We start from the raw sequence: 22,825 nt of genomic DNA, 5'->3' as shown, positions 1-22,825 counted from the left end.
CATTGCTAATATACGAAGCTGGATGCTCGGCCTTAACGCAGATCCTTCACCAGGAACACTTCCGGGATGGACTGCAAATGCCCGAACGAGACGCTGCCGGCATTGCGAAAACCGTTCCCATGGTGCCAGGCCAGCGGCTCGGTTTCGTCGCTTTGCGATGAGGCGATCAGAAGCGTTGCGGCTGTGTTTGCATCGCAGACAGCTGATCTACGGTGGTCGGTGACACAGCCTATCTCTTGCGTGCCACGATATAGGGGCGCCTGTCATTGCCCTTTGCGGCATGGTTTTCAACTACGAGAACCTCGAAACCGGCGAGTGCGATGCAGAGGCCGAGTTCCTTCGTGCTGAAGGAGCCCGCATAAGGTGCCTTGCCGATGAGACGCATCGCCGGGAGAAGCGCCAGGCGGATGAGCGGGTTCATGTCGCCGAGACAAGGCGTCTTGGAGATGAACAGTCCATTTGGAGCGAGCAGGCCGTGGATGCAGCGCAACGTGCCCGGTAGATCTCGTACAAGATGGAGATAGTTGAAGCCGAGAACAGCGTTGAACCACCCAACATCGGCGCCCAGGGTTTCGACGGTCGCCGTGCGGAACTCCAGCCCGGAGGTGGATGCGGCCGCGTGTTTTTCCTCGGCGATCGCGATCATGGCCGATGAAAAATCTGTCGCTAGATAGCCCCTCACCACACCCGCCAGCCGCAATGCGGTGGTTCCAGTGCCGCAGCCGAGCTCAAGAACACGATCGTCTGAATTGAGCAGCGAACGTGTCCGCTCAAGCGTTCGCTTGTATCCGTCCTCATCCGCAATCGCCGATTTGGCATAATCCCGCGAACTTCGATCCCAGAAGCGGGCGTCGTTCGCAACGCTCATGCGAAGGCTCCTCATGCAGCTATCGGCTCCTGTCCATCAAAGGCAATTCGCATTACCCGAACATTGCGCCCGCGATCATCGTCCCTGAAACGCGTGAACCCGACTGCCGATCACGAATGCAAATGAACCCGTACTCTCCTGACACGTTCCGACAACAGCCACCGCTATGGTGGTTTCAGGACAAGGAGAAGCATAATGCACATCATTGTCGGCGGAGCAGGCCAGGTTGGTTCGGCAACGGCACGCACACTTCTTAAACGCGGCAAGCCGGTAACCGTAGTCACGCGCAATGCCGATCACGGCGCAGACCTGCAAAAGGCCGGTGCGAGGATCGTTGTTGCCGATGTTCGCGATACCGATGGGTTGCGACAGGTGTTCCGCACCGGCAGGCGTGCATTTCTCCTCAACCCGCCAGCCGCTCCCTCGACCGACACCGACAAGGAAGAACGCGCCAATCTGGCAGCCATCGTGACGGCACTCGACGGCTCAGGGCTGGAGAAGGTGGTCCTGGCATCGACCTATGGTGCCCGACCGGGCGAGCGATGCGGCGACCTGACCGTTCTTCACGAGTTCGAGGAGGCGCTGAAAGCTCAACCAATTGCGACGGCCATCAATCGCGGCGCCTACTACATGAGCAACTGGGGTGGCATGCTCGATGCCGTTCAAGCCAGCGGCAAGCTGCCAAGCTTCCTGCCGGCAGATCTTTCCATTCCGATGGTGGCCCCACAAGACCTCGGCGAAGCCGCTGCCGCGCGCCTGCTCGAACCGGTCGACGAGACCGATCTACGCTATGTCGAAGGTCCTGAACATTACACGCCGCGCAACGTCGCAAGTGCCTTTTCCGAAGCTCTCGACAAGACGATAGACGTCGAAGTCATTCCACGCGAAAGGTGGGTGGAAACTTTCGAGCAGTTCGGATTTTCCAAGCCTGCCGCACAATCCTACGCCCGCATGACAGGCACCGTGGTCGACGAGACCACCACCAAACTCGACAATGTCAAACGGGGTCGCACCACTTTGCAAAGCTACGTCGACGACCTGGTGAAAAATGCTCGCTGAAATGAAAAAGGAGCCTTCCGGCCCCTTCTCCTTACGGTGATTGCGAGTGCCATCAGCCGTTGGCGGCAGCCACGGCGCGTTTTGCCATGACGCCGATCAGATTTGCGCGGTAATCGGCCGAAGCGTGGATATCGGTCATCAGGCCATCGGCCGATACCCTGGCGCCGGCGACAGCCGCCGGATCGAACGATTTGGCCAGCGCGGCCTCAATCGTCTTGGCTCGGAAGACGCCATCATCGCCCGCGCCGGTGACAGCAACGCGCACGTCATCTTTGCCATTCGCTTTGCCCTTGGCCACGAACACGCCAACGATGGCGTAGCGTGAGGCCGGGTTGCGGAACTTCTGGTAAGCTGCCTTGGCGGGTGCGGTAAACGTGACGGCGGTAACGATCTCACCATCCTTCAACACCGTCTCAAACAGGCCTTTGAAGAACTTGTCGGCGGCGATCTCCCGCTTGTTGGTGACGATCGTCGCCCCCAACGCCACCATGGCGGCCGGATAGTCGGCGGCCGGATCATTGTTGGCGATCGAGCCGCCGATCGTACCGCGATGACGCACCGCCGGATCGCCGATCATCGAGGCAAGCTCGGCCAGCGCGGGACACGCCTTCTGCAGCTTGGCGTCGGTCGACACCTCGTAATGCGTGGTGGCTGCACCGATGGTCACGGTCTTGCCGCTGACCTTGACGCCCTTCAGCGCCGCGATCCTGGACACATCAACCAGATCAGACGGCGCCGCCAGTCGGGTTTTCATGGCCGGGATCAACGTCATGCCGCCCGAAAGCAGCTTGGCATCGCCGGTCTTCAGCAGTTTCACCGCATCCGCGACCGAATTGGCGCGATGGTAGTTGACGGAGTACATGGTTCTTTCTCCCTTCGGGAGCGAGTAGAGAGTAGCGAATAGTGAGTAGAGAATTTCTCCCACTCCACCTCGGCTACCCTACTCGCTACTCCCTATTCACTATTCGCTTCCTCAATGTTTCTGCGCCGCCGCCCACACCCTGGAAGGTGAGGCCGGCATGGTGAAATCGGCGATGCCCAACGCATCGGTAAGCGCATTGATGACCGCGGGCGGCGAGCCGATGGCACCGGCCTCACCGCAGCCCTTGATGCCGAGAGGATTGCCCGGGCATGGCGTGTTCGAGGTCGAAACCTTGAAAGACGGCAGGTCGTCGGCCCGCGGCATGGTGTAGTCCATGTAGCTCGCCGTCAGCAGCTGGCCGCTTGCATCGTAGAAGGCGCCTTCCAGCATGGCTTGGCCGACACCTTGCGCGATGCCGCCATGGACCTGCCCCTCGACGATCATCGGGTTGATGATGTTGCCGAAATCGTCGGCAGCCACGAACTGGATGATCTCGGTCAGACCGGTTTCCGGATCGACCTCGAGCTCGCAGATGTAGCAGCCCGCTGGGAAGGTGAAGTTGGTCGGGTCGTAGAAGGAGGTCTCCTTCAGGCCGGCCTCCATGCCACTCGGCAGGTTGTGCGCGGTGTAGGCGGCAAGCGCCATTTGGAACCACGGCACATTCTTGTCGGTGCCGGCCACTTTCAGCGCACCGTTTTCGATGACGATGTCGCCCTCGTCGGCTTCCAGAAGGTGCGCGGCGATCTTCTTGGCCTTGGCCTCCACCTTGTCGAGCGCCTTGACGATGGCGCTCATGCCCACAGCACCCGAGCGCGATCCGTAGGTACCCATACCCATCTGCACCTTGTCGGTGTCACCGTGCACGATGCTGACGGAATCGATCGGCACGCCGAAGCGACCCGCAACCAACTGAGCGAAGGTGGTCTCGTGGCCCTGGCCGTGGCTGTGCGAGCCGGTCAGCACCTCGATGGTGCCGACGGCGTTGACGCGCACTTCCGCCGATTCCCAAAGCCCGACGCCAGCTCCCAGGGAGCCAACCGCCGCCGAGGGTGCGATGCCACACGCCTCGATGTAGCAGCTCATGCCGATGCCGCGCAGCTTGCCTGCCTTCCTGGCCTTGTCGCGCCGCTTGGCGAAACCGGCATAGTCGGCGGCCTTCATCGCGGCGTCCAGGGAGGCGCCATAATCGCCGGCGTCGTAACACATGATCACCGGGGTCTGATGAGGAAACTGCGTGATGAAATTGCTGCGCCTGAGTTCGGCAGGCGATACGCCAAGTTCCCGCGCGGCCGTCTCCATGGTGCGCTCAAGCAGATAGGTCGCTTCAGGTCGCCCCGCCCCGCGATAGGCATCAACGGGCGCGGTGTTGGTATAGACGGTACGCACATTGGCGTGGATGGCTGGGATGTTGTACTGGCCCGACAGCAGCGTGGCGTAGAGATAGGTCGGCACCGAAGACGAGAAGAGCGACATGTAGGCGCCAAGATTGGCGACGGTGTCCACCTTCAGACCTGTGATGCGATTGTTCTTGTCGAAAGCCATTTCCACCGTCGAGTGATGGTCGCGACCATGTGCGTCGGTCAGGAAGCTTTCGGTGCGGTCGGCTACCCATTTCACCGGCACACCAGCCTTCTTGGAAGCCCACAGGCAAACGACTTCTTCCGGATAGATGAAGATCTTCGAGCCGAAACCGCCGCCCACGTCGGGGGCGATGACGCGCAGCTTGTTTTCCGGCGCGACATTGTAGAAGGCGCTCATCACGAGGCGGGCGACATGCGGATTCTGCGATGTCGTCCAGCAGGTGTAATGGTCTTCGCCCCGATCGTAGTGCCCAAGCGCTGCCCGCGGCTCCATGGCGTTGGGAACAAGCCGGTTGTTGACGATCTTCATGCGGGTGACGTGATGCGCCGCCTTGATTGCCGCGTCGGTCGCCTTGGCATCGCCGATCTCCCAGTCGAAGATGAGATTGTTATCGGCTTCGGGGTGCAGTTGCGGCGCGCCCTTCTCCAGCGCCTTCACCGCATCGACGACGGCCTTCAATTCCTTGTAGGTGACTTCAACGGCCTCGGCCGCGTCGCGCGCCTCGCCCTTGGTATCGGCGATCACAATCGCCACCGCGTCGCCGACGTAGCGAACGCGGTCGAAGGCGAGTGGCGACCATGCGCCCATCTTCATCGGTGAGCCATCCTTGGAATGGATCATCCAGCCACAGATGAGATTGCCGATGCCATCGGCCTTCAATTCCTTGCCGGTCAAAACGGCGACGACGCCAGGCATGGCCTGTGCCTGCTTGACATCGATCTTCTTGATCTGCGCATGCGCGTGCGGGCTGCGCACGAAGACGGCATGTTTCATGCCGGGCACCACCATGTCGTCGACATAGCGGCCCGCGCCAGTGATGAAGCGCTTGTCTTCCTTGCGGGTGACGCGAGCGCCAATTCCTTCCATACCCATCAAAATTCTCCTCCGAACCCTGAAGTGAATTCGTTTTGGCCGTTCAGTCGCCCTGGCGACCAAGTCCCTGATCGACGAAGACGTGCCAGCCGGTTGTTTCGCCCTTGTCGCGACTCAGGCTGCTTTCTTCGCTTTCGGCTTCGATGCTTTCGACATCGCTTGAGAAGCGGCCAGTATCGCCTTGACGATGTTGTGGTATCCGGTGCAGCGGCAGATGTTGCCTTCGAGCTCCACTCTCACCGTCGCCTCGTCCAGTCCTTCCGGATGGCGGGCAATCATATCGGTCGCGGTCATGATCATGCCCGGTGTGCAGAAACCGCATTGCAAGCCATGGTGTTCTTTGAAGGCCGCCTGCACGGGATGCAGATCCGCACCATTGGCGATCCCTTCGATCGTTACGATGGTCGAACCCGAGACCTGGGCGGCGAGCATCGAGCAGGACTTCATCGCCTTGCCGTCGACATGGACAACGCAGGCGCCGCACTGCGAGGTATCGCAACCGACATGCGTACCGGTAAGTCCTTGATGTTCGCGTAGAAAATGAACCAGAAGCGTGCGGTCCTCGACAGTGGCGCGCACTTGCCTACCGTTCACGGTCAACGAAATGTCCGACATGAAGCCTCCCTGGGTATTCAACCTCGGTGTGACTGCCGGCTTCCTCCGGACGGACCGGCAGACCGTATTTTGTGTTTTGGAATCGCTTGAAAATTCACTCCGGACAATCCCTGTTTTGTGAGAATGCAATCCGTCCAATACGCCGTATATTGTACTTTCGGTCATGGGCTTGAGGGCGCGCCCATTGCCAATCGAGGAGGCTATTGCAACAATACGAACGGCGTTGAGGAGCGCCGATAGGATTGGGGAGGAAAAGCTGGTCGCTTCGCGGACGCGCTATGTGTGCGGCCTGTCGGCGCTCACCTCGAGCGAACCCGATGCGGAACATTTTGCGGCCGAGATCGCCCGGGAAGCCGAGGCGATCGGCGCAGGCTTCATGTTGCTGTTCTTCTCACAGAGCCTGATCGATGCGCAGACGCTTGCTGCCGCCCTGAAGCGCCATGTCCCTACCCTGGACTACGCTGCCTGCTCGACCGCCGGCGAGATCACGCCAGATGGCCTGGAAGAAGGCCATATGCTGGCGATGCTGCTTCCCTCGGCGACCTTCACCGTTGCCAGCTCCATGGTGCGGGACCTGTCATCCTCGGCAATGGACGGTATCACCGGCGAAGTGGAGACGTTGCGGCGTACACTGCGCGCAACAAGCAAATATGCGCGAACCGGCAACACCTTCGCGCTTTGCTTCATCGATGGTCTCTCCTACGCAGAGGAAGCGGTCACTTCGGCGATCCACTGGGGCCTCGACGACATTCCCCTGCTCGGCGGTTCGGCCGGCGACGACCTCAAATTCGAGACCACCACCCTGATCAGCAACGGCCATGTCGCGTCCGACTGCGCCATTGTCGTGCTGATCGCCACGACCATCCCCTTCCAGGTCTTCAAGACCGACAACTTCGTGCCGACCGACGAGAAGCTGGTGGTGACGGCATCCGACCCCGATCACCGCATCGTGCGCGAATTCAACGCCGATGTCGCAGCCACCGAATATGCCGCTTCGGTCGGCATCGTGCAGCAGACGCTGACGCCATTCTCCTTCGCCTCGCATCCAGTCGTGGTAAAGGTGGGCGGCGAGTATTACTGCCGCTCCATCCAGAAGATGAATTCGGACGGCTCGCTGTCCTTCTTCTGTGCCATCGACGATGGCGTGGTGCTGTCGGTCGCCCAGCCCTTGGGCATGGTTGAGACCACCAAGGCCGCACTCAAGGATGTCGAGACCAAGTTGGGCAGCATCGACATGATCCTCGGCTTCGATTGCGTCCTGCGTCGGCTCGATGCCCGCAACCGCCAGGTGTTCCGGGACATTTCCGAGCTCTACCGCGCCAACAAGGTGATCGGCTTCGGGACCTATGGCGAGCAATACCGGTCCATGCACCTCAACCAGACCTTCACCGGCATCGCGTTCGGGCAACCGCAGGCAGCGGAGTAAGCCGGATGCCGCTCAATGACATTCAGGATATCGAACGGCTAAAGAAGATCAACGCAGCTCTGGTCAGCCGCGTCGAACGTTCAATGGACCAGCAGGGCAATGCCTTCTCGCTGTTCCAGACGGCGATATCGCTGGAAAACCGGGTGCGCATGCGCACCGAGGAACTGCATTCCACGCTGCGCCGGCTGGAACAGTCGAACATGGCGCTTTCGGTCGCCAAGGAAAGCGCTGAACATGCCAACCTTTCAAAGACCCGGTTTCTGGCGGCTGCCAGCCATGATGTGCTGCAGCCGCTGAACGCGGCCCATTTGTCTGTTTCGGCGCTGGCCGAACTGCAGACTTCGGAAGAAGGCCGCAAACTGGTTCGTCAGGTCGAGCGTTCGCTGCAGACCATGGAAGACCTACTGCATACACTGCTCGACATCTCGAAACTCGATGCCGGCGTGGTCGAACCTGAAACGACCGACGTCAATCTGGAAACGCTGTTTTCGGCACTGCGCTCCGACTTCCAGCCGATCGCCGAAACAAAAGGCCTGTCGCTCCGATTCCGGCCAGTGGCGATCGCTGTCCGGTCCGACCGCACGCTTTTGCGCCGTATCCTGCAAAACATCCTGTCCAACGCGCTCCGCTATACGCGGCAAGGCGGCGTACTCGTCGGCACACGCCAGCGCGACAACGTGATCCGCATCGACGTTGCAGATACGGGCTGCGGCATTCCCGAGGATCAGCGCGAGGCGGTGTTCGAGGAATTCCACCGTGGTTCGCGCATGCCCGATGCCGAGTTGGCTGGCGGCGGGCTCGGGCTGGGACTTGCCATCGTCAAGCGCATGGCCGGCGCGCTCGGCCACCCGGTCACCTTCTCTTCCAAGGTCGGCCGCGGCACGATCTTTCATATCGACGTGCCGGTTTCCACCCATTCAGTTCCAGAACCCGGTACGGTCGAGACCGAACGCCAGCCTGGCTACGGCCTGTTCGGGACCAGGGTCCTGCTGGTTGAAAACGATATCGAAGTGCTGGCTGCCATGACCTCACTGCTGGAACGCTGGCAATGCACGGTGCGCGCGGCAACGTCGACCGACGAGGCGCTGGACGCGTTGGGCGATACCGATTGGGTGCCCGACATCATCATTGCCGACCAGCATCTGGAAGGCGGCGACCTCGGCACCATGACCGTTTCACAAGTGCGCGACTATCTCGGCCGTGCCGTGCCCGCCCTGCTCGTGACTGCCGATCCCTCGGAAAGTGTCATGAACGCCGCCCGTGCCGCAGGCATCGAATTCATGCGCAAGCCGTTGAAACCAGCACAGTTGAGGGCATTGCTGGCGCATTTGCTGGCGTAGAAGGGCAGTTAAGGGAATAGGGCAATAAGGCAGATGGTGCTTTGCCTTACTCCCCTACTGCCTCCCCCTAGAACCCCTGCTGATCCCGGAACAGCTCGGCGTTGTCGAGTTTCGACACTTCGATCACGGCCTGGGTGCGGCTGTAGACGTTGAGCTTGCGCAGGATTTCCGAGACATGCGCCTTCACTGTCGTCTCGCCGACCTGCAATTCATAGGCAATCTGCTTGTTCAGCATGCCCTGGCGCAGCATCTGCAGCACCCGCAATTGCTGCGGAGTCAGGCGCGACAACCGCTGCACCATATCGGCACGATCGCTGCTTTCCGAATCGGGTTGCTCGGCGGTGTAAGTATCGGGCACATAGATCGCGCCCTCCATCACCGAGCGGATGGCAGCGGCAAGATCGTCCTTTCGCACCGATTTCGGAATGAAGCCCGCCGCACCATAAGACAGGGCTTCGGAAATGATCTTGGGATCCTCGTAACCGGAGACGATCACGACCGGCAGGTGAGGATAACGCGTGCGCAGCTGCAGCAAACCCTCGAAACCGTGAACATCCGGCATGGAAAGGTCCAGCAGCGCCAGATCGAATGGCAGGGCCTCGGCCAGCAACTCAACCGCCTCGCCGATCGAACGGGCCTCGACGGTGTCGACCTCGGGATAGGCCATGCGCACGGCGCTGTGCAAAGCCTCCCGAAACAGCGGGTGGTCGTCGATAATCAGAAATCTTGCGACTTCGCTCGCTGCACTCATGGCCGCACTCGCCCTGATCTCGGTCGTCATGGGCCAGCATACGCCCGCACCGACAATCCGTTCATTAGCCAATAGTACATTGGCAAAGAGATCGCGCCAGTGTGCCAGCCATAATCAACTGTTGATCGCGGAAGCTGCCTTTTGCGAAAGCTGATGCCTTGCCCCTCGATCCAAAACAAACGAATGTGCGCGCGTTCGACATGCCGGGTTTCGGCAGGGAAAGGATGAGGCATGAGCGCGTTTGCCTTGGCGGCACCATCGACACCGTCTGTCGCCATCGCCGGTTCTTCCAAGCGTTTCCCGGTGCGGCGCATCTTCTGCGTCGGCCGCAACTATGCCGCTCATGCCCGCGAGCTTGGCAATGACGAGCGCGATCCGCCCTTCTTCTTCACCAAGCCTGCCGATGCCGTGGTCGATTCGGGACAAACGATCCCCTATCCGACCCTCACGAAAAACCTGCATCATGAGATCGAGCTGGTCGCCGCCATCGGCAAGAGCGGCTTCCGCATCCCTGCGGCGCAAGCCCTGGATCATGTATGGGGATATGGCGTCGGCATCGACCTGACCCGTCGTGACTTGCAGGAGGAAGCAAAAAAGGCTGCAAGGCCATGGGATTGGGCTAAGGCTTTCGACCTCTCGGCCCCCTGCGGGCCTTTGACACCGGCGGTGCAATCCGGTCACCCTCAAAAGGGTCGCATCTGGCTCTCGGTGAACGACACGGTCAAGCAAGAGGGCGATCTTGCCGAGCTCATCTGGCCAATCGCCGACATCGTGGCGATCTGCAGCGAGGCGGTGGAGCTTCAGCCCGGTGATCTCATTTTCACCGGCACGCCAGCCGGCGTCGGTCCGCTGGTTGCAGGTGATCGCATCAACGGCGGCGTCGACGGCATCGGCACGATCCAACTCACAATAGGACAAGCGCGATGAGCGGAATCGTCCTGCACAATTACTATCGCTCCTCGACGTCGTACCGCGTCCGAATTGCGCTGGAGATGAAGGGCATCACCTACACCTATGTGCCGCACCACCTGCGCCACGGCGAGCATCTCGAGCCAGCCTATCTCTCGGTCAATCCGCAGGGGCTCGTGCCGGCGCTGATCTGGGACGATGGCACCTTGCTGACGCAATCGCTGGCCATCATCGAGTTTCTGGACGAGATCAGACCGGAGCCTGCACTGCTGCCCAAAGATGCTGCCGGCCGCGCCCGCGTGCGCATGCTTTCCCAGATGATCGCCTGCGACATCCACCCGGTGAACAATCTGCGCGTGCTGACCAGCCTTCGCACAGTGTTCGGCGCAGGCGACGAGGACGTCGTCAACTGGTTTCGGCATTGGGTCAATGAAGGCTTCCAACCTCTTGAAAAGATGCTGTCTTCCTCTCCGCAGACGGGAACGTTCTGTCATGGCGACACGCCAGGACTGGCCGACATCTGCCTTGTCGCGCAGGTTACCAACAACGGCCGCTTCGGCGTTGACATGAGCCCCTATCCGGTCATCTCACGCATCAACGCCGCCTGCCTGGAGTTACCCGCCTTCCAGAAGGCCGCACCGCAGAACCAGCCAGACGCGGAGGGCTAGGGCAGCTCACTGCACTCCCGAAGAAAAGACTTTGAACGGAGACTACCAATGAAGGCCGTCGTGTTCGAGAAATTCGGGGAAACACCCGTGATCCGCACGGTGCCGGATCCCGTTCCCTCGCCTGACGGCGTCGTGATCAAGGTCGCCGCGACCGGGCTCTGCCGCAGCGACTGGCATGGCTGGATGGGGCATGATCCCGACATCCGCCTGCCTCATGTGCCGGGACATGAACTTGCCGGCACCGTCGTGGCGGCTGGCCGCCAGGTGCGCAACTGGAAGGCCGGGTCGCGTGTGACCGTGCCCTTCGTTGCAGCCTGCGGACATTGTTTCGAGTGTGCCTCCGGCAATCACCAGGTGTGCGAGCACCAGTTCCAGCCCGGATTTTCGGCCTGGGGCTCCTATGCCGAATATGTCGCGATCGATCACGCCGATACCAATCTCGTCTCCATTCCCGAAGAAATGGATTTCGCCACCGCGGCCAGCCTCGGCTGCCGTTTCGTGACGTCCTTCCGTGCCGTCGTCGACCAGGGCCGCGTCACTCCGGGTGAATGGGTAGCTGTGCATGGCTGCGGCGGCGTCGGCTTGTCGGCCATCATGATCGCCAATGCCATGGGCGCCAATGTCGTCGCGATCGACCTCACCAACGAGAAACTCGAGCTGGCGAAGAAATTGGGGGCTGTCGCCACGATCAATGCTGCGGAGACGCCCAATGTGGTGAAAGCGGTCAAGCAGATCACTAATGGCGGCGCCCACATGTCGATGGACGCGCTCGGTCACCCGACCACGTCCTACAACTCGATCTCGAACCTGCGCCGCCGCGGCCGGCACGTTCAGGTCGGGCTGATGCTCGGCGACCACGCCAAGGCGGCGATCCCGATGGCCAAGGTCATCGCCCATGAACTCGAGATCCGTGGCAGCCACGGCATGCAGGCGTTCCGCTATGGCGCTATGATGGAAATGATCAAGACCGGCAAGCTGCGGCCCGACCTCCTGATCGGCAAGACCTACAGCCTCGACGAAGCACCGGCGGCGCTGATGGCCATGGGCAATTTCGAGGGCACCGGCATTGGGGTGGTGACACGGTTCTGACGCATCGGCCCGAGAATCGGAGTCGATTTTCGGAAAGCACGATGCGTAGATAAAAGTGTTAGAGTGTCCTTCGCGCGTCCGAAAGGCCGCGCGACGCTCCGATCGGTCATTCCCTCAGGAAAGCCTCGATCATCTCAGCTGACTGTTTCGGCTTGGTCACCAGGAACAGATGACCGTCGTCGAGCAATTCAAGCCGCGACCGGGGGATCATCGTGTTGAGCATCCTGGCATTGATCACCGGCACCAACGGATCGTCGGTACCGGCCATGATCAATGTCGGCTGGCGCAGCATCCACAGCCAAGGCAGGCTGGTCCAGCCGCTCATCGCGAAGAGCTGCAGGAAGTAGCCGTATTGCGAGGCTCCCTTCATGGCCGACGCATGGCGGTTGATTAGCGTCGGATCCTTGCGGAAATCGCCGCCGTAGATATCGGCAGCAATCGAGCGCATGTAGCCGGGATCGGTGTAGCGGCGCGGGCTCGCCATCTTGGAAAGCACGTTGGGAGCGCCCGGCACCATGGTGATCCCAGGCGCGGTGGCTGCCAGGATCAGCTTGCGGCAGACCGACGGGTACTGAAAGGCGAATTGCTGGGCGAGCCCGCCGCCCCATGACACGCCCGAAATGTCCAGCCTGTCATGACCGAGGATTTCGCCGAGGCGTTTTCCAAGCCGCGCCAGTGTCGAAGGGCGATATGGGAAGACCGGATTGGGTGAGCCGCCGACGCCCGGCACGTCGAAGATGATGCCGGTGGTGTCCTCCAACGCTGCCATGAACGGTGCAGCCAGTTCAAGATTGGCGCCGATGCCGTTGAACATCATCAAAGGCGAACGGTTGGAACTACCGTGACGGATACCGACGCGCAGCAGCTGCCCGTCGACATCGAACATCTTGATGTCCATCGCGCAGTCCGCCTTGGCCTTGCGTGCAGCCATCGCCATTCAGTCCGTCCCCGTTCGTTTCAAAGCTTTTGCGACGTCCCTGAGCAATCAGGGCTCGAACACGTATGTGCCCGGCGCTGCCCCCATTGGCTTGTGCTTGGCACTGCCCGGCGTTTTCGGCGCTGCGACCTCGGCGCCTGAGCGCTCCTTGAGATGGGCCGCCCAGTCGAGCCACCAGCTGCCTTCGTGCTTTTCTGCCTTTGCCGTCCATGCATCGGCATCCTTTTCCTTCGTCCTGCCCTTCACATACCAGGCCTTCGGATTGCCGGGCGGGTTGAGCAGGCTCTGCAGGTGGCCGGAATTGGAGAGGATGAAGGTGGTGTTGTCGCCATAGAGCCGCGCGGTCTGATAGACGGCTTTCCAAGGCGTGATGTGGTCGGTGGTGCCGCCGATAACATAAGTGTCGTGCTTCACCTTGCCCATGTCGATCGGCACGCCGTGGATCGACATCTTGCCCGGATTCATGAACGGGTTGGTGAAGATGAGATCCAGGAAGTCGCCATGCAGCCGGGCCGGCAGGCGGGTGGTGTCGGCGTTCCAGTAGAGCACGTCAAAAGCCGGCGGGGCGTTGCCGAGCAGATAGTTGTTGACCCAATAGTTCCAGATCAGGTCGTTCGGCCGCATCCAGGCGAACATCTTCGCCATTTCATGGCCATCGAGGATGCCCCTCGCTTTCGACATCTGCTTGGCCGCCATGATCGTCTCGGGCGTCACCAGGGCCGCGAAATCCGAATCCGTGTCGGCCTGGGTGTTGAGCACGCAGACAGCCAGGATGACGGCGTTGATCTTCTCCTTCTTCTGCGCGGCAAGCCAGGCAACGTAGGTCGACAGCGTGATGCCGCCGGAGCACGAGCCCATGATGTTGACTGTATCGGCGCCGGTGATCTCGCGCGCAGCGTCGCAAGCCTCATCCAGCGCAGCGATATAGGTGTCGAGGCCCCAGCCGCGCTGTTCCGGCGTCGGGTTGCGCCAGGAAACGCAGTAAGGCTGGATGCCGTGGCTGAGCAGGAATTTGATCATGCTCTTGTCCGGCGAAAGATCGACCGAATAATATTTGTTGATCTGCGGCGGCACGACCAGCAATGGCCGCTGATAAACCTTCTCGGTCGTTGCCGTGTAGTGGACGAGTTCCAATACCTCGTTCCTGAACACGACCGTGCCTGGACTGTTGGCAAGGTTCTCGCCCACCTTGAACTTGGAGGCATCGACCGAGGACGGGAGGCCACCATTGCGCGTCATGTCGTCGAGGAAATTCTTCAGCCCGCTGACCGCACTTTTCCCGCCGGTATCCACCAGGGTCTTGATGGCGGTCGGGTTCAAGGCAGGGTTGTTGGAAGGCGCCATCGTGTCGACGAAGATGGATGTGATCAGCCGCGCACGCGCCGCGTCCTTCTCGGGCAGATCGGTCTTGGCGACCAACTCTGTCACTGACTTGCTCCAGGCGACATAGGACTGCATCACCGCCTTGTGCAGGCTGCTCGACTTCCAGGCCGGATCGGCGAACCGACGATCCTTGGGATCGGCGGCGATTTCGGACTGGCCGGTGACGATCTTGCCGAACTCGCTGGCAAAGGTGATCCATTGCTCGGCCAACGCCTGCGGGTGGCTGGCCAGTGCTTTCAGCACCGAGCCGGTTGCAGCGGCGATATCCTGCGTGCGCAGGCCGACAAGCGGATTGAGCGCCAGCGTGTTTTCGGCTGCCTCATCGGCAATCTGCTCGGCAAGCGGGCGCGTGTCTCTCGCCCTTTCCTCACCGCCACGCTTTTCGCCGTCCTTGCTGTCCTTCGCCGGCGCCTTCGCCATGGATTATCCTCCCGCTTTTCTCCGCCGCTCGTAGAACATGGCCAGAGTCTCGGCCATCAGCGCCGGTTTCTCCTCACCCTCGATCTCGATCGTGTTGGCGAATTTCATCAGGTACTGACCTGGGGCCTTGTCCTCCACCGAGATCAGCGAGGCACGCAGTCTGACCCGCGTACCGACCCTGACCGGTGCCAGGAAACGCACCTTGTCCAGGCCGTAGTTGAAGACGGCCTGGGTGTTCTCAGGCACGACGTTCATCTGCTGGCTGAGACCGCCGATCAACGACAGGCTCAGATAGCCATGCGCGATTGTCGTACGGAACGGGCTTTCCTTCTTCGCTCGCTCGGGACTGGTGTGGATCCACTGCCGATCCTCGGTACACTCGGCGAACTGGTCGATGCGGGTTTGATCGACCTCCACCCAATCGGAAACGCCAAGCTCCTGCCCGGTCATGGCCCGGAGCTGTTCGTAGGTCGGAGGTGACTTGCTCATTCCATCATTCCTGATTGTTTCAGCTGCCCCGTCCGACCATGAACGCGCCGCCCTGTCAATTCGGCCACAAAGCACTCATCGTGGCACCGCCATCTCCTTGATCATCTGGTCGCGCAGCTCACGGCGCAGGATCTTGCCGACATTCGTACGCGGCAGATCGTCCCTGAATTCGATGTATTTCGGCTTCTTGTAGCCGGTGAGATGCTTCACGCAGAATTCCGCCAGCGCCTCCTTGCTGAGCGCCGGATCTTTCCGCACCACGAACATCATCACCGCCTCGCCGGAATTCTTGTCCGGCACGCCGACGACCGCAGCTTCCAGGACACCCGGATGCAGCACGGCGACGGCCTCGACCTCGTTCGGATAGACGTTGAACCCTGAAACCAGGATCATGTCCTTCTTACGGTCGACGATCTTGACGTAGCCTTTGTCGTCCATGATGCCGACATCACCGGATTTGAAGAAGCCGTCCGGCGTCATCACCTTCTCGGTCTCATCGGGCTGGTTCCAATAGCCGGACATGACCTGCGGCCCACGGATGGCGATTTCGCCGGGCTGACCATGAGGCACATCATTGCCGTCATCATCGAGGAGCCTGATCTCGACATTTGGCAAGGGCAAGCCGATCGTGCCGGTGTAGGCATCGTTGTCGGTCGGATTACAGGCGATCCCGGAAGAGGTTTCAGACAGGCCATAGCCTTCGACGATCGGACAACCGGTCACCGCCAGCCATTTCCTGGCCACCGCCTCCTGCACAGCCATACCGCCGCCATTGGCGATGCGGAACTGCGAGAAATCCAGCTTGGCGAATTCCGGATTGTTGGCGAGCGCGTTGAACAGCGTGTTGACGCCCGGCATGACGTGGAAGCGGTATTTTGCCATTTCCTTGATCGTCGCCGGGATATCGCGCGGATTGGGGATCAGCACATTGACCCCACCGGTACGCATCGCAAGCAGTCCGCAGGTGATGAAGGCGTAGACGTGATAGAGTGGCAGCGCGGTGATGAAGGTCAGCTGGCCGCTGATCGGCCTGCGTTTGAGACCAGGCTGCGTCCACGCTTCGGAAGCAAGCAGATTGGCGATGATGGTGCGGTGGAGCAGCGTCGCCCCTTTGGAAACGCCGGTGGTGCCACCAGTATATTGCAGTACCGCCGCATCGTTCGGCCCGATTTCCGGCCGATCGAATTTCTTGCCCCTGCCTGCTGCCAACGCAGCGCTGAAGCGCACCGCGCCGGGCAACGAAAAGGCTGGTATCGCCTTCTTGACCTTGCGCAACACCAGATTGGCGACCATGCCCTTCGGGAAACCCAGCAAATCGCCGACACTGGCCAGGACGACATGCTTGACGGGCGTGTTGCGGATGACCTCCTGCAAAGTGGCTGCGAAATTCTCGAGGATGACGATCGCCTGCGCGCCGGAATCGTTGAGCTGATGCTCCAGTTCGCGCGGCGTGTAGAGCGGGTTGACGTTGACCACGATGAAACCGGCGCGCATGACGGCCGCGACTGCGATCGGATATTGCAGCACATTCGGCATCATGATGGCGACGCGATCGCCGCGCTTCAGACCGAGCCCCTGCAGATAGGCCGCGAAATCGCGTGAAAGGCTGTCGACTTCGCCGAAGGTCAGGGCCTTGTCCATGAAGACATAGGCCTTTTCGTTCCTGTATTTCGCGAAGCTCTCTTCGAACAGCGCAACGACCGACGAATACTGATTGATGTCGACCTCGGCCGGCACGCCGGCAGGGTAATTTCTTACCCAGATACGCTCCATGCGCTCCTCCCCTGGATCGCGCTTTCCTACAATCTAGACGCGCAGGAAATGCTTGGGAAGCGGCACATAGTGTCTTAGGCGGCTCACAGTGATTACCCAGCGGAAACGTGTTGCGGCAGCATTTGAATCGGCCTCGGCGCCACTTCATATGCAAAACCCGACCTCACCGTGCGGCAGCTTGCCTTTGCCCACGATCCGGCAAATGATTTGAAAGGAGGGCCGGAGCGGCTGTTGAGCGCTACGGTGGCGGGGAGGAACGCATGAAGCAGCTCGGCGGCATCGATGCCACCTTTCTCTACATGGAGACGCCGGAAACGCCGATGCATGTCGCCGGGCTGACGCTCTATGAGCCGCCCGCCGATCTTTCAGGCTCGTTCTACGACCATTTCAAGGAATTCTTCCTCACCCGTATGCATCTCGCGCCTATCTTCGAAAAGAAGCTCGCCCGCACGGTGCTGGAACTCGACCACCCGGCCTGGGTCGATGCCGGCGAGATCGACGTTTCGTATCATTTGCGCCGCGTGACCTTGGGCTCGCCGGGCAATTGGAAACAGCTCGAGGACCTGGTTGGCGAACTGCATTCGACCCTACTCGACCGTTCGCGGCCGCTGTGGCAGTTCACGGTGATCGATGGGCTCGAGGATGGCAATGTCGCCATCTACTCCAAGGTGCATCATGCCGCCATCGATGGCGGTGCCGGCATGGCGATTGCGGCAGCCCTCTATGACATGTCGCCCCAGCCGCGAAAGGTGAAGCCGCCGGAGCCAAAACCGGCCAACCGCAAGCCGACGATCGAGGAACGTGCCATCCTCGGCATCAATGATGTGGTGCAGAATGTTATGCGCCAGCAGATCAAAGCGCTGGAAGCCGTGCCGCAGGTCCTCGGAACGTTGACAGACCTTCTCATCGCCAAAAGCGGCGGCGAAGGCCTGCCTGGCATTCCCGACCTGTTGGCACCAAAGACGCCGTTCAATGTCACCATTACCGCGCAGCGGTCCTTTGCAGCCCGCGCCCTGTCGCTGAGCGATGCCAAGACGATCGCCAAGGCGACGGGCACCAAGATCAACGACGTGGTGATGGCTGTGAGCGCCGGCGCCTTGCGTGCCTATCTGGAAGATCACGAAGCACTACCGAAAAAACCGCTGGTGGCTTTCGTGCCGATTTCGCTGCGCCAGCCGGGCGACATGGATGCCTCCAACCAGGTCTTTGGCATGTTCTGCCCGATTGCCACGGAACTTGCCGATCCGCTGGAACGGCTGATGGCGATCCGCAAAAACAGCGGCGATTCCAAGGCCTTGGCTGGCACAGTGAAAGACGTTTCGCCGAAGGATTATACGCTGCTTGGTGCGCCGATCCTGTTCCCCGGCCTCGCCCAGCTCTATGGCCGTACCGGCCTCGCCGACGTGATGCCGTCGACCACAAACCTGACCATCTCCAATGTTCCTGGCCCTCCAATCCCGGTTTTCTGTGCCGGGGCCAAGGTGCTGGCGATGTTCCCCGTTTCGATCCCCATCCACGGCATCGCACTCAACATCACCGTGCAGAGCTATCAGGACCGGCTCGATTTCGGCATCACCGCCGACCGTCGCGCCGTTCCCGACATCGATCACCTCGGCGACCTGCTGATCACGGCGATGGCGGAGCTCAAGGCGGTAGCCGAAAAGCTGCCGCCGCCTTCGCCGAAAGATGAAAAACGATGAACCCGCTGCCGCTGCGGAAACCGTGCGCAATATTGCAGTTTTGTGAACAAAAGCGGCATAATCTGCGTTGAGTGCAGCCGGAATTAGAGCGCCGCGCGTCCTTCAGGACGCGCAAAGGACGCTCTAAAACTTTAAAGCTGCGCATCGTGCTTACCGAAAATCGTTCGATTTTCGGGCCGATGCGCAACCGACAGGAGCCGTTATGGCCCACGCTGATACGCTGAAACCGCCTTCGCGACTGCTGTTCGCGCTGGAACTCAGGGCATTGCCCGAACTTGGCGGTTTCGTTGCCTCACTGCCACTTCTGACGGCGCTGGCGCCACGCGGCGACGGACATCCCGTGCTGGTGTTACCGGGCCTCGTCACCAGCGATCGCTCGACGGTGGCGCTACGCGGTTTCCTGAAATCCAAGGGTTACGCCACCTATGGCTGGGATCTCGGCCGAAACTACGGCCCCTTGCCTGGGGTCGAGCGCAAGCTGGTCGACCGCCTCAAGGCGCTGTCGGACAAGCATGGCCGCAAGGTGAGCCTTGTCGGCTGGAGCCTTGGCGGCATCTATGCGCGGCAACTCGCCAAGATGCTGCCCGACGAAGTCCGCCTGGTGATCACCTTGGGCAGTCCGTTCAACGGCGATCCGCGCGCAACCAACGCCTGGAAACTCTACGAGTTTACCTCCGGCCACAAGGTTGATGACCGCGAAGGCCATATGGGCGGCGCAATCTCGGAATCACCCGAGGTGCCGACGACGGCAATCTACAGCCGTACCGACGGCATCTGTGCCTGGCAGGCCTGCATGGAAAACGAACTGCCGCATACCGAGAGCATCGAGGTTGAAGCGAGTCATTGCGGCCTCGGCCATCACCCTGCAGCGGTCTATGCCATTGCCGACCGACTGGCGCAGATCGAGGGCGAATGGAGACCATTCGACCGCAGCGGCTTCAAGAGCCTGTTCTTTCCCGACCCGAAACGGAACTGAGACCGGCCGCTATTGGCCCAAGAAGCAGGCCGTGCTACTCGGCCGCCTGCTGTTCCGGCACGTCGTCCAGCCGGTTGGGGTCTCCCGGCGCAGTCTCGCAACCGAGATCGGGAAACGCAACGACGCGCCGTCCGTGGAAATCGGTGCGCAATACAGCCAGGCCACGCTCTTCGAAGAAAGACAGGAGCCGGCGTGCGCGGCGCGCCGACTGCGTGCCATAGGCCCGCGCCAGCGCGGCATCGGAGGGACAGGGCGAGCCCGTCACCGCCGCCTGCGCGACAATCAGAAATACCGCCTGCAGATCCTCGGGAACGTCGGCGGACAGCGCCAGCGCCTGCTGCCAGACATCGCTTGCCGCCGTTGTCTCGTCGATACCGGTCTTGGCGATGGCCAGCCGCCGCCGGAAGACCGAAAGCCCAAGGGGTTCGCCTGGTACGCGGCGAATGCGGCAGCGCACCAGGAAATCCTGGTAAAGCAATGAATCCGCTCGAAAAGCCGCATCGGGATCTTCGACGATCTCCGCAAGAACCGCCTTGATCAGCGCCTCACGCTCGACTTCGTCGAACAGGGTTGGTGGCGGCTCTGAAGTCGCAGCCTGTTCGGGCAATGCACGCGACAGCTGCTCCAGGATGTCAGCGGTGGGTGTCGGCGCCGGCGGGCGTGGACGGCGTACCGGCGGCTGGCGCAACTCCTCCGGGCTCGGTGTCAGGATCAGGCTCTCGACATCCTCGATCGCCTCCGGCAGCGGAGTCAGCTTGGGGCTGACCGAGCGCGCCGACGTCTCGACCGTGCCGATGGCGACCGGCAGCGGCCGCCGCGACATGGCCGGGCCCAGCGCCACGAAATTACCGCGCGCCAGATCGCGGAACATCTCCGCCTGGCGCCGTTCCATGCCGAGCAGATCGGCAGCGCGGGCCATGTCGATGTCGAGGAAGGTGCGTCCCATCAGAAAGTTGGAGGCTTCCGCGGCCACGTTCTTAGCCAGCTTGGCCAGGCGCTGCGTGGCGATGACGCCGGCAAGGCCACGCTTGCGGCCGCGGCACATCAAATTGGTCATGGCGCCGAGCGAGACCTTGCGTGCTTCGTCAGAGACCTCGCCGGCCACCGCCGGTGCAAACAGCTGAGCCTCGTCCACCACCACCAGGACAGGATACCAGTAGTCGCGCTCGGCATCGAACATGCCGTTCAGAAAGGCGGCGGCGCCGCGCATCTGCTGTTCGACGTCGAGACCTTCCAGATTGAGCACGACGGAGGCGCGATGCTGGCGAATGCGGCCGGCAATGCCGGTGAGTTCAGCCTCCGTGCGCTGCGCATCGACCACGATGTGGCCGAAACGGTCGGCGAGCGTAACGAAATCACCTTCCGGATCGATCACCACCTGTTGAACCCAGGGCGCGCTCTGTTCGAGCAGACGGCGCAGGAGATGCGATTTGCCGGAGCCGGAATTGCCTTGCACCAGCAGGCGCGTCGCCAGCAATTCTTCAAGATCGAGCGTGGCGGCCGCGCCCGACGCCGTCCCCATCTCGATGGCTACCTTCATTCAAAACCCCGGCCCAATTCTAGAGTGTTTCCGCGTTGTCGGAAATGCTCTAACTCTTTGTTTTTTCGCAATTCCGGACGCAAAACCGCTGCGCACTTTTGCTGGAATTGCTCTAAAGCGGAGCACGATCACCATGAATCGGCACTCCGCTCTATTTTGTTTTGCGCATGATTCTTTCCCGAAAAGTCTGCAACTTTTCGAGACCATGCTCCAGACATTTGGAGGCGACGTCTAACATCCCGCCGGCTTGCGGTGCAGGGCACGAATGGCGAAACCCACAGAAGAGCTGCCCTACCCCGCCAGAATCGACGTGTCGAGGTCACTCGCCTTGGTCAGTCCGGCCAACGCCAGCGTCAGGTCGAACTCAGCGACGATGTTGCGGATCACTTCGCGCACGCCGTTCTCACCCGCGAGCGCCAATCCGTAGACATAGGGCCGGCCGATCAGCACGGCGGTCGCGCCGAGTGCCAGTGCCTTGGCGACGTCGCTGCCCGAGCGGACACCGGAATCGAGCAGGACCGGCAAGCCGTTGGCTGCGGAAACGATGCTCGGCAAGGCATCAAGTGTGGCGATCTCGCCGTCGACCTGTCGGCCGCCATGGTTGGAAACGATGATGCCGTCGACGCGGTGCTCGTGCGCCAGCCGTGCATCGTCGGCATGGCGGATGCCCTTCAGGAGGATCGGTATCTTCGTCATGTCGCGCAGCCGTTTGATATCAACCCAGTTCAAGTCCGGTCGCGAATAGGTCGCGGTGAAATGGGCAACGGCAGCCCGCATCTGCTGCATCGACAAGCCGAACTCCTTGCCCTTGCGGCGCAAGCTGAGCGCAGTCGAGATCAGATCGAACCCGCGCGGCCTGACTCCGGTTTCCGGAGAACCGGGCGGAATCTTGCCCTTGAAGACGGGATCACTGAGATATTGGCCGAGCCCCAGACCGCGCAGAAACGGCAGGTAGGCAGCGTCGAGATCGCGCGGGCGCCAGCCGAGCAGCGTGGTGTCAAGCGTGACGGCGATCGCCTCGCAGCCGCATTTCTCGGCCCGCGCGACCACCGAACGCACGAAATCATCGTCACTCGACCAATAGAGCTGGAACCAGCGCGGCGTATCGCCCATGGCGGCAGCGCATTGCTCCATCGGCACGGATGCCTGGTTGGAAAAGACATAGGCAATATTTTCCGCAGCTGCGGCGCGGGCAACGGCAAGGTCCGCCTCCGGATGCACCATCTCCAGCACGCCGACCGGATCGAGCAGGACAGGAACGGCGTGACAGCGACCAAAGAGCGTAACTGAAAGGTCGCGGCGGGAAACATCACGCAGCACGCGCGGAACGATCTGATGACGATCGAATGCGGCTCGATTGGCCCGCATCGTGGCTTCACCGCCGGCACCTCCGACGATGTAGGCAGCCGCTTCCGGCGTCATCTTGCGGATCGCTGCCTGTTCCAGAAGATCGGGGGCAACCGGGACGGCTGGGCGCTTGCCGCCCGCGCCGGTTACATAAATCTGCATCTGGCGCAAACGGCCTGGGCTGACGTCCGGCTTTTTCTGCTCGGTGTTCATGGAATG

19 protein-coding genes are annotated in these 22,825 nt (G+C 61.2%); 8 read left to right on the top strand and 11 right to left on the bottom strand.

What is annotated here, in order from left to right; translation table 11 throughout:
* Positions 1–229: 229 nt before the first annotated feature.
* Positions 230–868 (bottom strand): class I SAM-dependent methyltransferase, encoded by a 639-nt coding sequence (locus ACFWXH_RS06250; protein WP_379118404.1) that lies wholly within the window; start codon positions 866–868, stop codon positions 230–232.
* Positions 869–1,063: 195 nt separating this feature from the next.
* Between ACFWXH_RS06250 and ACFWXH_RS06245 the strand changes: the two genes are divergently transcribed.
* The gene (locus tag ACFWXH_RS06245; RefSeq protein WP_379118402.1) at positions 1,064–1,927 is read left to right on the top strand and encodes an NmrA family NAD(P)-binding protein; all 864 of its coding nucleotides are present in this window, start codon (positions 1,064–1,066) and stop codon (positions 1,925–1,927) included.
* 52 nt (positions 1,928–1,979) lie between these two features.
* Here ACFWXH_RS06245 and ACFWXH_RS06240 read toward each other — a convergent pair whose 3' ends face one another.
* From ACFWXH_RS06240 to ACFWXH_RS06230, 3 genes are all read right to left on the bottom strand, one after another.
* Positions 1,980–2,789 (bottom strand): FAD binding domain-containing protein, encoded by an 810-nt coding sequence (locus tag ACFWXH_RS06240; RefSeq protein WP_379118400.1) that lies wholly within the window; start codon positions 2,787–2,789, stop codon positions 1,980–1,982.
* A gap of 111 nt (positions 2,790–2,900) precedes the next feature.
* A complete protein-coding gene (locus tag ACFWXH_RS06235; protein ID WP_054313225.1) occupies positions 2,901–5,243 on the bottom strand; it encodes a xanthine dehydrogenase family protein molybdopterin-binding subunit in 2,343 nt (780 codons plus the stop codon).
* Between the two features lie 114 nt (positions 5,244–5,357).
* Positions 5,358–5,858 (bottom strand): (2Fe-2S)-binding protein, encoded by a 501-nt coding sequence (locus tag ACFWXH_RS06230; protein WP_379118398.1) that lies wholly within the window; start codon positions 5,856–5,858, stop codon positions 5,358–5,360.
* A gap of 223 nt (positions 5,859–6,081) precedes the next feature.
* Here ACFWXH_RS06230 and ACFWXH_RS06225 point away from each other — a divergent pair, with 223 nt between their 5' ends.
* Both ACFWXH_RS06225 and ACFWXH_RS06220 read left to right on the top strand, forming a co-directional pair.
* On the top strand, positions 6,082–7,284 hold the full coding sequence (locus ACFWXH_RS06225; RefSeq protein ID WP_379118396.1) for an FIST N-terminal domain-containing protein: 1,203 nt from the start codon (positions 6,082–6,084) through the stop codon (positions 7,282–7,284).
* A gap of 5 nt (positions 7,285–7,289) precedes the next feature.
* Entirely contained in the window at positions 7,290–8,624 is a 1,335-nt protein-coding gene (locus ACFWXH_RS06220; RefSeq protein WP_379118394.1) for a hybrid sensor histidine kinase/response regulator, read from the top strand.
* 67 nt (positions 8,625–8,691) lie between these two features.
* On the opposite strand, the gene ACFWXH_RS06215 is transcribed toward ACFWXH_RS06220, so the two are convergent.
* Entirely contained in the window at positions 8,692–9,375 is a 684-nt protein-coding gene (locus ACFWXH_RS06215; protein WP_054313260.1) for a response regulator transcription factor, read from the bottom strand.
* A gap of 231 nt (positions 9,376–9,606) precedes the next feature.
* Here ACFWXH_RS06215 and ACFWXH_RS06210 point away from each other — a divergent pair, with 231 nt between their 5' ends.
* From ACFWXH_RS06210 to ACFWXH_RS06200, 3 genes are read left to right on the top strand one after another with little or no spacing between them, the layout of a single operon-like run.
* On the top strand, positions 9,607–10,302 hold the full coding sequence (locus ACFWXH_RS06210) for a fumarylacetoacetate hydrolase family protein (protein WP_379118392.1): 696 nt from the start codon (positions 9,607–9,609) through the stop codon (positions 10,300–10,302).
* Entirely contained in the window at positions 10,299–10,952 is a 654-nt protein-coding gene (gene maiA / locus ACFWXH_RS06205; RefSeq protein ID WP_379118390.1) for a maleylacetoacetate isomerase, read from the top strand. Before ACFWXH_RS06210 ends, maiA begins: the two co-directional genes overlap by 4 nt.
* Positions 10,953–11,000: 48 nt before the next feature.
* The gene (locus tag ACFWXH_RS06200; protein WP_379118388.1) at positions 11,001–12,041 is read left to right on the top strand and encodes a zinc-dependent alcohol dehydrogenase family protein; all 1,041 of its coding nucleotides are present in this window, start codon (positions 11,001–11,003) and stop codon (positions 12,039–12,041) included.
* Between the two features lie 106 nt (positions 12,042–12,147).
* On the opposite strand, the gene phaZ is transcribed toward ACFWXH_RS06200, so the two are convergent.
* The 4 genes from phaZ to ACFWXH_RS06180 form a co-directional block, all read right to left on the bottom strand.
* Positions 12,148–12,978, bottom strand: coding sequence for a poly(3-hydroxyalkanoate) depolymerase (gene phaZ, locus ACFWXH_RS06195; RefSeq protein ID WP_379118386.1), 831 nt, complete (start codon positions 12,976–12,978; stop codon positions 12,148–12,150).
* Between the two features lie 48 nt (positions 12,979–13,026).
* A complete protein-coding gene (locus ACFWXH_RS06190; RefSeq protein WP_379118384.1) occupies positions 13,027–14,781 on the bottom strand; it encodes an alpha/beta fold hydrolase in 1,755 nt (584 codons plus the stop codon).
* A 3-nt stretch (positions 14,782–14,784) separates the two neighbouring features.
* Positions 14,785–15,270 (bottom strand): MaoC family dehydratase, encoded by a 486-nt coding sequence (locus tag ACFWXH_RS06185; protein WP_054313232.1) that lies wholly within the window; start codon positions 15,268–15,270, stop codon positions 14,785–14,787.
* Between the two features lie 75 nt (positions 15,271–15,345).
* Positions 15,346–17,043 (bottom strand): long-chain-fatty-acid--CoA ligase, encoded by a 1,698-nt coding sequence (locus ACFWXH_RS06180; RefSeq protein WP_379118382.1) that lies wholly within the window; start codon positions 17,041–17,043, stop codon positions 15,346–15,348.
* A gap of 260 nt (positions 17,044–17,303) precedes the next feature.
* Here ACFWXH_RS06180 and ACFWXH_RS06175 point away from each other — a divergent pair, with 260 nt between their 5' ends.
* Together ACFWXH_RS06175 and ACFWXH_RS06170 are read left to right on the top strand one after the other, a co-directional pair.
* Positions 17,304–18,743, top strand: a complete 1,440-nt coding sequence (locus ACFWXH_RS06175) for a wax ester/triacylglycerol synthase family O-acyltransferase (RefSeq protein WP_379118380.1) — start codon at positions 17,304–17,306, stop codon at positions 18,741–18,743.
* A gap of 202 nt (positions 18,744–18,945) precedes the next feature.
* The gene (locus ACFWXH_RS06170; RefSeq protein ID WP_379118378.1) at positions 18,946–19,719 is read left to right on the top strand and encodes an esterase/lipase family protein; all 774 of its coding nucleotides are present in this window, start codon (positions 18,946–18,948) and stop codon (positions 19,717–19,719) included.
* Between the two features lie 34 nt (positions 19,720–19,753).
* Here ACFWXH_RS06170 and ACFWXH_RS06165 read toward each other — a convergent pair whose 3' ends face one another.
* Together ACFWXH_RS06165 and ACFWXH_RS06160 are read right to left on the bottom strand one after the other, a co-directional pair.
* A complete protein-coding gene (locus ACFWXH_RS06165) occupies positions 19,754–21,259 on the bottom strand; it encodes a helicase HerA domain-containing protein (RefSeq protein ID WP_379118376.1) in 1,506 nt (501 codons plus the stop codon).
* A 291-nt stretch (positions 21,260–21,550) separates the two neighbouring features.
* On the bottom strand, positions 21,551–22,819 hold the full coding sequence (locus ACFWXH_RS06160; protein ID WP_379118374.1) for an alpha-hydroxy-acid oxidizing protein: 1,269 nt from the start codon (positions 22,817–22,819) through the stop codon (positions 21,551–21,553).
* Positions 22,820–22,825 lie beyond the last annotated feature (6 nt).

The organism is Mesorhizobium sp. NPDC059054 (assembly GCF_042739215.1).
Taxonomy (GTDB): domain Bacteria; phylum Pseudomonadota; class Alphaproteobacteria; order Rhizobiales; family Rhizobiaceae; genus Mesorhizobium.
Note: the sequence above shows the minus strand (reverse complement) of the source record. Positions and strands in the feature narration are given on the sequence as shown.